Below are 13,409 nucleotides of genomic sequence, written 5' to 3' on the forward strand. Positions count from 1 at the left end.
TTAGCATAATAAGCATAGATATAAATATGAAGAGATCAAATGAAAAAGTGACGGGCGAAAGTAATGCAAGTCTATTCCAGATATGGGAACCAAGGTCAGATGGTATTGAGGTAGTAGCCCGCGTATTCTTTGCTGTATTGGTGCTCGGGATGTTGCTGGCGTACATTACGCTACGTACATATGGATCTAGGGCTGGTCTACCAGGCTATCTGGCTTGGATTATTGCAGCAGCTTTTGTTGCGTCAATGTTTTTATTACCGATTGTTAATCGCCCTACAGGCAGGGAGTCTTCTGAAGGCGCAAGCATCGGGGGCCTGACTGCTCTACCGGGGCAAAGAGGTAAGTGTGTCGCCGCATTTGGCGTCTTGTCTGCAGCGTGTTTCATAACTGCTCTCGTCTGTACTATCTGTCTGGATTGTAGTGTTGCGACAGATCCCGCCCTCAAGTATGTGGAGCTGCCTTTCTTTATCCTGGGTGTTCTACTTGCTGCGCTATCATACTATGTTTCCCATGTACGACCCAGTCCAGTTTGTCCAGATCCTGATCTTGGAGCTCTTAGCGTGCTGCCATCTGATTATGAGGAGCCAAGGAGAAGAAGAGCACAGACTGGTCCTTGTGGAGACTTGGGTTAAGGTGGGGGAACAAGGTCGTCATCATTGTCATCAGTATCTTTCTCTAGCAATGTAAGTTACGGATCCATTCCATTGACTTGCCCATTCCATTGACTTGCTGGTCTGGCCTAGATGATGGGGGGTGATGTTACGCTTATAAGCTACGCACAGCTTCCTCCATCGCCTTGCCTGTCTGATACGGAGTGCACTCGGGAAGTGGATTCTGCTGTGGAGCATTCTTAGTGATAATCACTGCTCTATCCACAGAAGTGATTGGTCAGAGAATTTGTCTGGACACGTTCTCCTACCATAAGTGGATGTAAAACACCACGAACTTTAATTGCAAACCTTGCAAATCAAGTTAGAAAAGATTCCCCGGTTGCAAGTGTTGCAAATCCTGTTGGAACAGCGCCGTTTGAGATGTTTTCCATGGCGAGAGCTGTAATAATGAATAAAATGAATGATGTAAATGGAATAAATCAAGGAAATCAAGATTTTAAAGCAGCACTGGATCCAAATATTGGAGTTGGATCTGGAGAGCGAAGTGCCATGATCTTTTTCTTAGCGATAGCTTGTTTGGATATCTTGCCATACTGGCAGGGTGCATCGCTTCACGTGCGCCTTGGAACGGTATGTGTCCTGTAAAAGGCTGGCGTATTTGATTAGTTGCGATCTTTGTGCTACCGGTGACTGCTGTGCTTGATAACGTAAGAAGAAAGGCTGCTGATTCGTGCATTACGTGCGACCGATGTGTGCAAATCGCTAAGCCCGATATGCGCTATGGCTTGTCTTCATATGTTTTGCTTGATTACCGCTGGCGTCACCGCTGGCGTCCTTTCTGCGATCGTGGACTACGCTGCGAATATTGCTGAGAGCACGCAGAAGAATCTTGCTACCGCAGAGGTGCGCCTCTTTGCCATCTCTAATCTTGCTGTGTTAGTTGTGTATGTGTGGTTTTTATGTCTTGCATGTGTAGTGCATCGATCCGTATATGCAGAGCGTGAATGCGCCTCTTCTATAACTATTGAGCAAGTATCCGGAGAAATTCAGGCAGGCATGGAAAAGTAAATCTCTACATTCTGAACACTATTTACATGGTTAATCAGAGGTTTGGCTTTTTCTGTTAGAAGCGCAGTTTAAGGTGGCCCTTATTACGTGGAAGGATGCTCAGTACTTCAGCGCGAAGGTGATAAAGTTCAGCTCGGAATCCAGCCAAAGAGTTCAGGACTGCAGTAACAACAAACCGACTTAAGTGTTCTATTTCTGATGCTTACCCAGCTGTGATGCACCGCGCTTTAGATGCTTACTGGCCCCAATTTTAGCACAAAAATTCTTAAATTAGTTAAGCTATAGTTTGAAATTATTATAAACTTGTTGTACAACTCCTAAAAGTCGAGTTATAGATACAGGGATGCTAAAGAGGTTAATTGGGGGTATGGATCTCCATAATGAGGTTGAGGATCGCACTGGACAAAATGATGGTGCGAATTCCCGTGATGAAAATGAAGATTGCACCGAAGGAGATCCTCTCGTAGGAGGAGGCGAATCAAGAGGGTATAAGTGTGTTTTGTGTGCGCCTGGTGTTGCAGCGAGTCTGTCCGTCTCGATGTTACTATTGATGGCGGCAGCATACGTTGTTTTGCGTGCACCTTGGAAGGATGGTGACCCTATTGCAAAAAGCTATCATGTCTTCCCAGTTATATTCGCAGCGGTGCTGCTAGCTGGTCTAGTGTACCTTTCTTTATTCATTAAGAAGGTGCTCGCACCTGTGCGCGCTGCATACCGAGAAGGTGGGCGAGTCGGCAGAGAGGTACTACATGAAGAAGTGCGAAAAGCGACGTGGGGGGTGCGGCCAGGGTTTACAATGGTTTGCATGGCTGTCCTCTTTCTTGCTGCTGGCACTGTTTTTGCTGCTTTCCGGGATCGCTGCAGCGGTTCTCCTACCTCAGTGGATCAGGTCGTTTGTTCTGTCCTGGAGCTTATGTGCGCTAGTATTGCCTTCCTGGCTATCATAGGTACTGTGTCATTGCAATGCTGTCCTGTAAGAAAGGATCCGGGTTCTTGCTATGAGCTCCCAGACGGCGGGCCATGCGATAATGTCTCTTGTGAGCCTGTGGGCGTGCCCCAAAGCTCTGCGGAATGCTGTAAAACATAGGGCGCTCTTGTGCCAGAGTCATTATCTGAAGTACCGCACGGTGCTTTTTGTGTGGAAGGGAGCTCAGTACTTCAGTGTGAAGGTAGTGGGGTCCATGTTTGATTCCGATCCGAGTGTCTGGCATCGCAGTAACGAAGAACCAGACGGCTCGGGTGTTCTGTCTCTTTTTCCCAACACTCATACGGCTGTGATGTATAGTTGCAACACTTGCCATTGGTTGGAACTTAGGGTTGAAATTTTGTCCAATTTATCGTACAGTTAAAATAAGAACTATATCATAGCGTAGCAGTAAGATATGAAAACGCTTGGTAATACGAGCGACAAGAAGGCAGCTGAAGAAAAAAGGATAAGACAAAAGAAGTTCTGGCGCAACTGTGGGCTTGCTACATGTTGCGTTTTATGGTTACTTGTGCTAGCGGCATACAGCGCTTTGCGTCCACCTTGGAAAGATGGTAAAGGTATTGCAAAGGGCTTGCATCTTTGGGTAGCCATACTCTCTCTTATGGTAGGGCTTTGGGTGCTATCTTGGCTGCTGGATGCGAACAGGTCGCGCGGTGCAGGAGAATCTGAAGATTCGGACACTCGTGCAGCCGTGTTCGCAGGGTTCTCACTCTTCCCTTTTGTTCCTGCTGCTATGATTTTTATCGTCCACGACGCTCTCTTTGTGGGTGCTTACCCTGGTTACTACGATCCGGCTGCGGTAATTGCTGAAGTGTTCTTCCTTTCTCTAACTCTCCTTATACTGTTTATAGGATCACTTGTGGCGCTCTTTGAACGGCGGCCTTCAGAAGAACCAAATGAGTGGGTGAGGGAGGGTACTCCTTCTCCACGAAGCGAGCTGTCTCAGCCAAAAGGAGAATCTGTTGTAAACAGGAGTATGCACATCTTTAGTCCTGACTAGCACTTCGTATTGGTGATTGACTAGAGAACGCACCTGGATGTATTTTCCTATTGGAGCAGATATCCGTAATACTGCTTCGTGACGATTATGAGGTGAGTCCAGATAAAATTTTAAGAGGAATGTCCGCTACAGGAGTCGACTCATTCTGTCGTGCTTAGAAGATGATAATTATAGGAAACTTAGGTAGTTATCTGGTTTAATCCCATTAGGATTCATCTAGTTTTCCTCGAATCGAGTCCTCTCTTTATCAAGATTGTCTACAGCCAGAATTTGAAGTTTTGCATGTTAGTGATAGACGTTTTCCTTTATCTTGGAGTTCATCTTATACGTCGCACCGCATTAGGTGTAAGAGCAAAATAAATTAATCTATATCCAAAATTAACTCAGATTTTACTCCTCCTAGTGTATGATGCTGAAACTAGAGTTTAAGACATCAAAATGTGTACAGAAGTAAGAAAAATAAGACCGAGTTTCAAACGCAGAGTTTTCTTTCTCATTTTTGGATGGCTAGCTGTACTAGTGGCACATGTAACCTTGCGTGCACCTTGGAAGAATGGGGAGAGCCTTATGAAGGCTTGGAAGGTATCTCTGTTCCTTATAGTGCCGGTGCCGGTGCTAATGTTTGCGACACTTGCATTAGAGACATCTCCTATTCTAAGCTGTGATATCTGGGACGAACTTGATCCAGAGGAGGAGAAAAGACGTCTTGCTAAGTACTATAAGGGGTGCATGGATCACTATCTATCAAATAAAGTACAAGTATGGCTTGTAACACTGTGTTGCTTTGCAGCTGTCTGTATTTTAGCCAGTATCATTGATTGGGTACCTATTCAAGATAATAGACTGAAGATCGGTCTCATAGTTGCTGAATCCCTCTGTGTAGGGTTCGCGATCTGTTTTTTCTTGTGTCCTTATCTTGTTTTAGCCTTTAAAGTGGAAAGATTTCGCTGTGATTATGATCCTGAATATAGGATTTCAAATTCAGAGTCCGAACTTCTTTTCTCGTACTCCGAAGAGTCTTTGTTATCTCAAGAACTCAATAGCTCTCTATCTAGCCTGGGGTAGCTGATCTAGGGGTTCATTGTGCATTTCATAGGATTTTACAGTATTGGGCTACATTCTGCTATTGTGATACCGCCCTGAAGTGTTCGCTCGCCAAGATGTGAAATAGTCTAGGGCGGTGTCGCTTTAGATTTTTCTCTGACCAAATGTGCATTTCCTAAAGTGAGAGTTGTAAGCGTCAAAATACGATAAAAGCTACAGGCTCTATGGAACTGGTAACTGTAGGGAGACAAGAAATTCATTAAAGACAGAAATGATCGTTCTTTTAGGTGGGTGCGTATTTTGTGGTGTATATGATGCTGAGCCTACCTCCTGTGTGTGCAGTCTGCAATAAAGTGCTTACATATTTGAGTGACCATATTCCAATCGTGGCAGTGCTTATTATGCTCTCATCCGAGGTGCGATGCAGGTTTAAAGAATATGTCATATTTCGGCAACGCTCCTAGAGCTGTAGTTAAGAAGACAAACGAAGAATTGTTGCCATTATTGTTGTAGCTTTACCTGAGTGTGTGAGTGTTCCTGACAAAAGGTAGGGGATTATTGAGGGCGCTGTGTTTTTGTGCGGTTGCAACTTAATATTCAATGTTATGCTGCTGGAATAGATGGCTCCTAAGAAAGAGGCATTGTGAATCCACAGCGGGGATTCAGTCGGTGTTCGGGTAGAAGCGTTTCTTAAAGGAGATCTAAAGCGGGATAGCTCAGCATAACTGATACAGAAGCTGACTGTATAGGGGTGAATCAGGTGGTAGCGTTTCAAGGTTGTCCTTCCTGTGATGCCGGGAATGGGTAACTCAAAACAAGCTAACTAGGATTCAACAGGAAAGAGTGCTCGTGCGGAAAGGCTGTGGTTTCTTTAGTGCGTATAGGATTTCGAAAAAATAAGAATCCAGTGATAGCGGTTAAATGAAAGTGTACTAATACCTGCTAGAGCGCTGTTCTTGCGGTTCTTAGTCTGCTATTGGTGATCCGCCGTTACTGGTAGCCTTTGTTCATTTTCTACTAATGTCTCTAGTGTTTCTACGGATAGACCTGTTATGAATGTACTTTGATTCTTATTCAAATAAAAACACATCGTAGCCATGATGCAGCCAAATATCACCCCGAGAAGTACTGATTCGATGAGTGCAAGCGCTATTTGCGTCCTATAATCCACGGCATTTTCCAAGAATCCGGTTACTATACAGCATCTTATTGCAGCAAGAACAAAACAGAGTAATAATGCAACCGGATATTTCTTTCTAGTGGCTGTAAGTGCTGCATCCTGGATTTGTATCAAACTCTCTTCAGCTTTTTGATCAGTCTCCTCATACAAAATTTCCAGATTTTTTCACAAACTCTGAATTTGTTGAGAATCTTGGTTGCACCAGTATCGCCCTAGCAAGGGTCAGAGCAAGTAAGAGTAAAGCCGGGACAGACAGGTAAAGAGAAGACCAACCGATATGCACGAACTTATTGTTATGAGGTATTCTGCAAACGACGTGACAAGTAAGGAAGGCTACCCAACCTAGTGTCAGGGCAGCTATAGTCAGCTTGCATTTCCAATGAAAAATGCATCCTCTTAACGCACGAACAGTTTCCTTGGGAATTAGTCCCTCCGTCATATCACAAAGGCACTTGTTACTCAATCAAGGATTTGCCCCTTATGGCAGGTTGTTAACTGAGAAAGGGTGAAACCGCAAAAAGGAACTATTGACTGTGATATCATATTTTGGCCTCTATTTAATAGACTTCTTGTATAAATACCACCCAGAGTATTGAGGAACATTTAGATCTCATCTACTGTACTTTCTCAGTCGAATTGTCATAAGAGTATCGCTAATCTTCCTCTGGGCACTAAGTGTCGGTGTTATAAAGAGTCTCACTACCTTCGATTCTGCCAGTCGTTTTCCGTATAGGAGTCCTATTAGTTTTTTGCTACACATTCATCGTTAGATCATTTGTAGCATGCATCACAAAAAGAAGAAAAGTAAATGTAATTATAAAAAATCTCACGATGATTCTCATTAAAGCTGAATCAAATCTTATCTTGGTTATATTAGTTGATATATTATCATCTGATGGTTGACATTATCTATTTAAAAATTTACAATCAGTAGCTGAGAGTCGCGCACTATTTGATCTTTTATCAATAACCTTTTTGGATAAAAGCAAGTCAATACCCTCAGTTTAAAGTAGCTCTAATTGTGTGAGTATTACAAATGAGTCCTGCCTATATGAAGCCTGAAAGTGGTCGAAAACGTAGATTGCCGCTTGTGCACGCTTTTTTGAGTTGCACTCTTTTTCTCGCTGCTACTGCAATGACGTTCCTACAGCATTGCAAAAGTGGGTTGATTGCACATTGTTGTCTTGGACTGGCTATGGTTTGCTTGGTCCTATCTTTCGTTGCTGGGGTGGCTAGTATATCGCAGATGATTCAGAATCCCAGACCTCTAGACCCTGAAGATGAGTCGGAAATAGATATGCTTGCTGGAGAGTACGTAATCCCAGACTTTCTCGATGGTATAAAGAAAGGACATTTTTCCCCTGAGTCGGTTAGCGCTTTAATGACGGATCCCTCAAAAACACCATCTGGCTTTAGATTTGCGTGGCTTGCTTTCAAAACGAGATTTAAGGTCGGATGGGCTGGGTTAGTTAGTGCAGTGTCATGTGGGATTGTTATCTCTGCCGGCTTGTGCGCTGCGTGTTACCTTGGCTTTTGGGTAGCTCAGCGCGGTGACTCAAGCACTTTGGCATCGTGGGCTCTAATGTTTGTGCAGATAGTAACACTACTTGTTACTGCTTGCGCACTGTGTGGTTTCATCTACTCAATTGAGACTTGCTGCCACGAGGGACTACAGTACAAAAGAGTACTGGCTATAGCTTCCGAGAAAGCTTGTGGGGGTAGTGGTGACAAAAGTCGATCTCCATCAGACGATTCCCCAAGGGGAAGACTTGAGAGTCCAGAATCATTCTGTTGTCAAGATAATGTATGTTATCACTGAGACGTGTAATTCTCGTGAGTGGATTTCTTGAATTTGGATTCCACTTTTCATTGAACGTTTTTTCCCGAGTATTCTGTCCAGATAATCTGGTAGCTGTTTCCGTTAGATAGTAGTGTTCGCGTTGAAGGTGGTCTATTACCTTTGGTGCATGTAGCTATGTGATTACTTTTTTGTAATTCCCTGTACCTGAGGCTGGGGTTCGAATAGAATAGTCTTTTGATTAGATGCTCTAGTGCCATGTACTATATAGAAGGAAATACATCTAAGTGGGAAGTTGTCATTGGATTAGAGGTGCATGCCCAAATTCTTTCTAAGAATAAACTTTTCTCCGATGCTCCGTGTGACCACCGTAAAGAGCCTAATACATCAGTTACACTCTTCGACGCGGCAATGCCTGGTGTACTTCCTGTACTGAACTTCAATTGTATCGAGAAAGCAGTAAAAGCTGGCCTTGGGTTGCAGGGGAAGATCAATTTGTACTCAGTGTTCGAAAGAAAACACTACTTCTATCCGGATCTCCCACATGGATACCAGATCACACAGAATACCTATCCACTTATTACAGGTGGTTGTGTGAGGATAAAAAATCCTGAAAAAGTCATTAGAATACATCATATACATATCGAACAAGATGCTGGAAAAAGTATTCATGATCTCTCACCGGATAAGACTTACATAGATCTTAATAGAGCCGGCGTCCCCTTAATGGAAATAGTTTCAGAGCCTGATATAAGATCTCCTGCTGAAGCAGTTGCGTATGTGAATAAATTGAAACTCATCCTACAGTGTGTTGGTGCCTCTAATGCGAACATGGAAAAAGGCGAATTGCGCTGTGATGTAAATGTCTCGGTCCGCAAATTGGGCGAGGAAAAAATGGGAAATAGATGCGAGATCAAAAATCTCAATTCGACAAAGAGTCTCGCCCAGGCCATAGAATATGAGGCACGAAGACAAGTCGAGATTCTAGAAAGTGGTGGCTCAATTGAAGTAGAAACAAAATTGTTTGATGTCAACAACTTGAACACAAGAGCAATACGCTCCAAGGAGTCCGTGATGGATTATAGGTATTTTCCAGACCCTGATCTGCTACCGCTAGTCCTGGAAGAGGAATATATCGAGAAAATTAAGAGCTTCCTGCCAGAGTTACCTGATGCAAGAGAAGAAAGGTATGTGAATGATCTGAAGTTGCCAACATACGATGCTGAGGTGATTGTTTCGAATGTACGGGCTTCGCATTATTTCGATTGCTTATTGGAGATGGGTCACGCTGCGAAGCTTGCTGCTAGATGGTTGACTGTTGAGCTGTTTGGCCTGTTGAACAAGAATAATATTAGTTTTGAAGACAATAAGATCACGCCTGAAATATTAGGAGAACTCCTTACACTTGTAGTAGATGAAGAGATTTCCGAGCGTACAGCAAAAGAGGTTTTAGCGAAAAGTTTGGATGGCGTAAGTTCACCAAAGGAAATTGTCAAACGTGATGGTCTACAACAGATTACAGATCAAAATATTATTCTTGGTCATGTAGAGACTGTACTGAATGAAAATCCGGATAAATTGCAGGAATATCTCTCTGGTAGGGATAAAATTCTTGGATTTTTTGTTGGTCAGATAATCAAGAGAAGTAATGGGAATGCCAGTCCACACGTAGTCAATAAGATACTTATGCAGGAAATCGCAAAGCGTCGGTAGTAAATGTGAATATGAAATTTATGAAACTGGCCTTAGAAATTGCGCGTGAATCGGATAAAGAGGTGCCAGTTGGTGCGGTATTGGTACAAGATGGTGTAGTTGTAGCATCATCAGGGAATCGTATGTTTCGGGATTCTGATCCTACAGCACATGCTGAAATGATTGTGATCAAGGTCGCTCTAAAGAAATTAGGTAGTGGGTTTCTTGATGAAGCAGAGCTCTATGTCACTCTGGAACCATGTCCCATGTGTATGTATGCTATCTCTTTAAGTAGGATCAAAGCACTTTATTTCGCTGCTTACGATGAAAAGCGTGGCGCCATTTCGAATTGTTGTTTGGGCAATGATGTATATTTCCATATACCACAGGTGTATGATGGCCTAATGCAGGAAGAGGCTAGCTCGTTGTTATCCGATTTTTTTAAAAAGCTTAGGAACAAGAAGGACAGCACTTGAGATATGTAAGAAGTCTATTCAATGTCTAGAATTCCAAGTGCTTTAAGTGGAAAAGTATAAGTGGGAATGGCATTTTCCAAATTGTGGGATTCCTTGAATTTAGTGTTATGGCAGTCCTCTAAGGTATCACGGGTAGTATCTGTCGCGACTTTGTAGACGAATGTGATAGCTCGATAGTCTAACTCTTTAATATGTCCAGGACTTTTTGTGTTGCCTGTTGATGGCTGAAAAGAGTCAATTTCTCTAGATAGAATGGGAGTCCAGTGAATACTTTCTCCATTGCAGCGATCAGTGATTCTTGAGTGAAGTTCTTCTCCTCGAGCAGAATACCCATATGGTTGTCATCAACGAATTTCGCATTGAAGAATTGGTGGTTATCCTTTGCTTCGGGGTAGGGGATGAATATACCGGGTCTCCCTATTGTAAGGATTTCGCTGATAGAGATTGCTCCACTACGGGAGATCACTAGGTCTGCGTGTTCAATTTTCTCCGGGATGTTATTGAAAAAGTGTGATACTTCCGCCGTTAATTTATTTTCTATGTAAAAATTCCGCAGTGCTATGACGTCTGCCTCCTTGCATTGGTGTGTTATCTCGAGATTTGTTTTTTCAGCGAATTTTGCTAATATCCTGGCTACTGCCAGCCCTAAGACACTACTACCCTGACTTCCTCCAATGACTAAAATACATCTTTTTGAATTCTTGGGATATGGTTTTGGAATTACGTCCCTTGTTAGAGGGTTGCCGGTTTCCACAGTCCTACTTATTTTATCTTTCAAGGGAAGTCCTATCATGATCTTCTTCGCGAATCTCATAAAGATCCTATTCACTCTGCCAGGTACAGTATTGGATTCGTGTAGGAAAATTCGTCGTCGTGTCAAGAGCGCTGCTGTCAGAACGGGAAGACATGGATATCCACCAAATGATAGTATTCCTTCTGGTCTATGAATGATTATAAGCTTAAGAGTCTTAAGGACGCTCGGTAGAAAGGAGATCAGAAACTTGAATTTTCTTGCACTAGAAACAATTGGCAGAACACTGCATGGAGCTATAATGTTCCTATTACCGTAGTTTCTGGATCGTTTATCCGTTATGAAGAGTCCTTCATTTCCGAGTGCCTCTGCTACCGCTAGTGCTGGAAAAATATGTCCGCCCGTCCCGCCGGCAGCAATAAAATACCTGTACTTCGTTGTCATATAGTGATAGCAAAGTCTCTGGACGAACATCATTCTAGACGCTGCTGCCCAAGTTACAATAGTAGGAAAATAAAATCATGGTCCATAAATGGAGAGTCTGATGTTTTCGGGATTTTGGATGCATCAAACTACCGTGATGCTATCATAAATTGGATTCTATTGGAGGAGTCCCTAATTGATATTTTTTCCGCCAGCCGGTTGCGTACTCTTCCTCAGTATCCTTAAATCTGATCTGGACTCAGAGATTCACTATGTTGGATATCCCATTCAGGAAATCTCTTACTGGCATCTTTTTCTTGTTAACTGGCTGCACGATCTTTATCAGTACTTTTCCGTCCCTGAATTGTAGGAACAATTCTTTCGTTTCTTTTTTGAAAACCAATCCTAGTTCGTCTGTATACAGATGTGCATCGGATAACGAAGCTTCCACTATCTTGATACGCATATCAAAGGCTTCTGCGAAAACAGCGCCAAAAACTCTGAGCTTTCTAAAGAAGATTTCCACACTTTCCTCAAAATCGACATCCACAGAGTTTGGGAGTTTTTTTGTATATGTTGCCTCCTCAGCAATTTGCGGTATGGGCTTAATATTTCTTATATTTCTAACAACGTCGCAGAGCATCGAGGCACCAAGTATTGCAAGTCTGTCGTGTAGCGCACTATAGGTCTCCGTGCCATCCAGAATTATGAATTCCTGCGCATATATGGCTCCAGCGTCTAGCTCCTGTGTGACGTCTATTATTGAGACACCTGCCTCTTTGTCTCCTCCGAGAAGTGTGTACTGGATAGGAGAAGGTCCTCGCCAGCGAGGTAAAAGGGATGGATGAATGTTGATCGCCGCAATTCTAGGGTGTGCCAAGACGCTATTTGGAAGAATCAAGCCATACGATACTACAACTATTACATCGCAGTCCTGGAGTATCTCTTCCTTCAACGAACTAGGTGTCTTCACAGACAAATCATGCTGCAGTGCTATAGAATGTATCGGTGTAATAACGGTCTGCAAGCCGCGTCCCTTTGGTTTTGGAGGTTTGCTGTAAACCTCTACTACTTCAAGCTCAGGAATTGTCAGAAGCTTCAAAAGCGTAGGGATCGCAAACTCCGATGATCCCATGAAGATTATTTTCACTCTCGATTTACAGAAAAAACTGGAACACCCAGTAGGGCTAACTGGACTTGAACCAGTGACCTCTCCGTTATAAGCGGAGTGCTCTAACCGACTGAGCTATAGCCCCAAGCACTGGAATTCTATCAAGAAATTTTTAACATTACAATTTGGGAGAGTTCTGATGTTCGTTCGAAGTGCTGAACATGTTCCAATATTTGCTCCATGCAAGGCAACTTATGTTAAGGGAGGAAAGAAACGGGTTGCCTTGCAGCGTATGATACAATATCAATACAAGGTTGATGCTAAGCACTAAATATTAAAAATAAGTTGTGGCATCTATATTCAATTTTTAGGTTAGGCAAAAAAATTTTTAATCCAATAAAGAGAGATTCGGACTGACTGGTAAATATCTTCGTTTATATTCGGATTTCTTTACCATATCAGCAACTCTAGACACTACTTGTTCATCAAGCTGTAGTGCTTTCGCTACATCTTGGATACCCTGTTTCTGCAGGTCCAGTGCCAGAATCTGATCAAGTATTTTGTACTCTGGCAATGTGTCCAGGTCTTTCTGTGAGTATCTTAGTTCAGCGGTTGGTAATTTCTCGGATATTGTTTTAGGGATAATGTATCTTTTTTGTAAATTTAATCCCTCAACGATGTTTTCGTTGCGCCACCTAACCAACTCATACACTTGTGTTTTAAAGAGAGAGGAAATAGGCGCATAGCCACCGCATGTATCGCCATGCAACGTGAAGTAACCAGTAAGAATCTCAGATTTGTTACTTGTTGCGAGTACCATCTTGTTGGTTTTGTTTGATAGTCCCATTAGTATCACGCCTCTTATACGCGCTTGAAGATTTTGTTCTGTGATATCTTCAGGTTCCCATTCCACGACTCTTGAGAGTGAAGCCTCAAATGATTTCATTATGTGGTTTATGGGGATAATGGTATGTTCTACTTCCAAACGTTTTGCGATTTCTTCTGCGTCTTCGATACTTTGCTTGCTTGTGTAGGGTGAGGGCATCATAACCGTGTAGACACGTTCACTGCCAAGCGCGTCGACTGCAATTGCAGCGACCAGTGCTGAGTCTATCCCTCCAGAGAGACCAATCAAGACGTTTGAGAAACCTGATTCTCTCAGATATTTTTGCAATTCCTGTACTATGAATAAGTAGTATCTTCTCATTTTTTGTGAGACCTCAGACAGGATTTAATTGTACTCCGTACAAGCCCATATTGAAATTGT

Annotated in this window: 13 protein-coding genes and 1 tRNA gene; 9 read left to right on the forward strand and 5 right to left on the reverse strand. The window is 42.9% G+C overall.

Annotation, left to right across the window (positions count from 1 at the left end):
• Nucleotides 1–26: 26 nt before the first annotated feature.
• The 6 genes from NHE_RS00325 (at nt 27) to NHE_RS00350 (ending at nt 4,732) form a co-directional block, all read left to right on the forward strand.
• Nucleotides 27–632 (forward strand): hypothetical protein, encoded by a 606-nt coding sequence (locus NHE_RS00325; protein WP_038558747.1) that lies wholly within the window; start codon nt 27–29, stop codon nt 630–632.
• A gap of 408 nt (nt 633–1,040) precedes the next feature.
• Nucleotides 1,041–1,256 (forward strand): hypothetical protein, encoded by a 216-nt coding sequence (locus tag NHE_RS04335; RefSeq protein ID WP_156927327.1) that lies wholly within the window; start codon nt 1,041–1,043, stop codon nt 1,254–1,256.
• A gap of 150 nt (nt 1,257–1,406) precedes the next feature.
• Nucleotides 1,407–1,679 (forward strand): hypothetical protein, encoded by a 273-nt coding sequence (locus NHE_RS00335; RefSeq protein ID WP_156927328.1) that lies wholly within the window; start codon nt 1,407–1,409, stop codon nt 1,677–1,679.
• 343 nt (nt 1,680–2,022) lie between these two features.
• Entirely contained in the window at nt 2,023–2,766 is a 744-nt protein-coding gene (locus NHE_RS00340) for a hypothetical protein (protein ID WP_038558756.1), read from the forward strand.
• Nucleotides 2,767–3,061: 295 nt separating this feature from the next.
• Nucleotides 3,062–3,667 carry a hypothetical protein gene (locus tag NHE_RS00345; protein WP_038558759.1) on the forward strand — a complete coding sequence of 202 codons (606 nt, stop codon included), beginning with the start codon at nt 3,062–3,064 and terminating at the stop codon, nt 3,665–3,667.
• Nucleotides 3,668–4,234: 567 nt separating this feature from the next.
• Nucleotides 4,235–4,732, forward strand: a complete 498-nt coding sequence (locus NHE_RS00350) for a hypothetical protein (RefSeq protein ID WP_156927329.1) — start codon at nt 4,235–4,237, stop codon at nt 4,730–4,732.
• A 952-nt stretch (nt 4,733–5,684) separates the two neighbouring features.
• On the opposite strand, the gene NHE_RS00355 is transcribed toward NHE_RS00350, so the two are convergent.
• Nucleotides 5,685–6,041: a hypothetical protein gene (locus NHE_RS00355; RefSeq protein WP_038558765.1), complete on the reverse strand. Its 357-nt coding sequence runs from the start codon at nt 6,039–6,041 to the stop codon at nt 5,685–5,687.
• A 901-nt stretch (nt 6,042–6,942) separates the two neighbouring features.
• On the opposite strand from NHE_RS00355, the gene NHE_RS00365 reads away from it, so the two are divergent.
• The 3 genes from NHE_RS00365 (at nt 6,943) to NHE_RS00375 (ending at nt 9,857) form a co-directional block, all read left to right on the forward strand.
• The gene (locus NHE_RS00365) at nt 6,943–7,710 is read left to right on the forward strand and encodes a hypothetical protein (protein WP_198014745.1); all 768 of its coding nucleotides are present in this window, start codon (nt 6,943–6,945) and stop codon (nt 7,708–7,710) included.
• A gap of 237 nt (nt 7,711–7,947) precedes the next feature.
• The gene (gatB, locus tag NHE_RS00370) at nt 7,948–9,402 is read left to right on the forward strand and encodes an Asp-tRNA(Asn)/Glu-tRNA(Gln) amidotransferase subunit GatB (RefSeq protein WP_038558774.1); all 1,455 of its coding nucleotides are present in this window, start codon (nt 7,948–7,950) and stop codon (nt 9,400–9,402) included.
• A gap of 11 nt (nt 9,403–9,413) precedes the next feature.
• A complete protein-coding gene (locus NHE_RS00375; protein WP_051579494.1) occupies nt 9,414–9,857 on the forward strand; it encodes a nucleoside deaminase in 444 nt (147 codons plus the stop codon).
• A 178-nt stretch (nt 9,858–10,035) separates the two neighbouring features.
• Here NHE_RS00375 and NHE_RS00380 read toward each other — a convergent pair whose 3' ends face one another.
• The 4 genes from NHE_RS00380 to nadE form a co-directional block, all read right to left on the reverse strand.
• Nucleotides 10,036–11,052 (reverse strand): UDP-N-acetylglucosamine--N-acetylmuramyl-(pentapeptide) pyrophosphoryl-undecaprenol N-acetylglucosamine transferase, encoded by a 1,017-nt coding sequence (locus tag NHE_RS00380; protein ID WP_038558777.1) that lies wholly within the window; start codon nt 11,050–11,052, stop codon nt 10,036–10,038.
• Nucleotides 11,053–11,290: 238 nt separating this feature from the next.
• Nucleotides 11,291–12,181, reverse strand: coding sequence for a methionyl-tRNA formyltransferase (gene fmt, locus NHE_RS00385; protein ID WP_038560353.1), 891 nt, complete (start codon nt 12,179–12,181; stop codon nt 11,291–11,293).
• 32 nt (nt 12,182–12,213) lie between these two features.
• A tRNA-Ile gene (locus tag NHE_RS00390) sits at nt 12,214–12,287 on the reverse strand.
• Between the two features lie 243 nt (nt 12,288–12,530).
• A complete protein-coding gene (gene nadE, locus NHE_RS00400; RefSeq protein ID WP_038558785.1) occupies nt 12,531–13,349 on the reverse strand; it encodes an NAD(+) synthase in 819 nt (272 codons plus the stop codon).
• Nucleotides 13,350–13,409: the final 60 nt, after the last annotated feature.

Origin of the sequence: Neorickettsia helminthoeca str. Oregon (genome assembly GCF_000632985.1) — a bacterium.
GTDB lineage: Bacteria > Pseudomonadota > Alphaproteobacteria > Rickettsiales > Anaplasmataceae > Neorickettsia > Neorickettsia helminthoeca.

What these genes read in the sequence shown, in the direction of transcription:
- NHE_RS00365 (WP_198014745.1), top strand. Translation starts at nt 6,943, where the DNA reads ATGAAGCCTGAAAGTGGTCGAAAACGTAGATTGCCGCTTGTGCACGCT.
- NHE_RS00340 (WP_038558756.1), top strand. Translation starts at nt 2,023, where the DNA reads ATGCTAAAGAGGTTAATTGGGGGTATGGATCTCCATAATGAGGTTGAG.
- NHE_RS00375 (WP_051579494.1), top strand. Translation starts at nt 9,414, where the DNA reads ATGAAATTTATGAAACTGGCCTTAGAAATTGCGCGTGAATCGGATAAA.
- NHE_RS00345 (WP_038558759.1), top strand. Translation starts at nt 3,062, where the DNA reads ATGAAAACGCTTGGTAATACGAGCGACAAGAAGGCAGCTGAAGAAAAA.
- NHE_RS00380 (WP_038558777.1), bottom strand. Translation starts at nt 11,052, where the DNA reads ATGACAACGAAGTACAGGTATTTTATTGCTGCCGGCGGGACGGGCGGA.
- NHE_RS00335 (WP_156927328.1), top strand. Translation starts at nt 1,407, where the DNA reads ATGTTTTGCTTGATTACCGCTGGCGTCACCGCTGGCGTCCTTTCTGCG.
- NHE_RS04335 (WP_156927327.1), top strand. Translation starts at nt 1,041, where the DNA reads ATGGCGAGAGCTGTAATAATGAATAAAATGAATGATGTAAATGGAATA.
- nadE (WP_038558785.1), bottom strand. Translation starts at nt 13,349, where the DNA reads ATGAGAAGATACTACTTATTCATAGTACAGGAATTGCAAAAATATCTG.
- NHE_RS00325 (WP_038558747.1), top strand. Translation starts at nt 27, where the DNA reads ATGAAGAGATCAAATGAAAAAGTGACGGGCGAAAGTAATGCAAGTCTA.
- gatB (WP_038558774.1), top strand. Translation starts at nt 7,948, where the DNA reads ATGTACTATATAGAAGGAAATACATCTAAGTGGGAAGTTGTCATTGGA.
- NHE_RS00350 (WP_156927329.1), top strand. Translation starts at nt 4,235, where the DNA reads ATGAAGGCTTGGAAGGTATCTCTGTTCCTTATAGTGCCGGTGCCGGTG.